1 protein-coding gene is annotated in these 505 nt (G+C 37.8%); it reads right to left on the reverse strand.

What is annotated here, in order from left to right:
• A partial coding sequence (locus FUA24_RS03090) for a TIM-barrel domain-containing protein (RefSeq protein WP_317131923.1) occupies positions 1-505 on the reverse strand: 505 nt, incomplete at both ends.

Here is a 505-nt window from a genome sequence, read left to right on the forward strand (position 1 = left end):
TGCCATTTGCATACCGTAAATATTATGTGCTTTTTGGTGTGAGCATGGGTTGCCATCATAATCGTGTCTTACATCAGGCGGAAATGATTTTCCAGGAACATCCATTACTGCGGGTTCGTTCATATCATTCCAAACACCTTTTACACCAATTTCAGAAACGAGTTCTTTAAATAAGCCTGCCCACCACTCGCGTACTTCGGGTCTTGTGTAGTCTGGGAAATAACATTCACCAGGCCAAACTTTACCTTTCATGTAAGGGCCATCTGCACGTTTACAGAAATAGTCTTTTTCTAAACCTTCACGAAATACATCGTATTCCATGTCTATTTTAATACCCGGATCTATTATTACAACCGTTTTAAAACCATCATCAGCTAATTCTTTAACCATACGTTTTGGCTCTGGAAAATACTCTTTACTCCAAGTAAAACAACGGAAACCTTCCATGTAATCTATATCTAAATATATGGCGTCACAAGGTATTTTTAGGTCTCTAAATTTTTGT

The organism is Seonamhaeicola marinus (genome assembly GCF_008085455.1).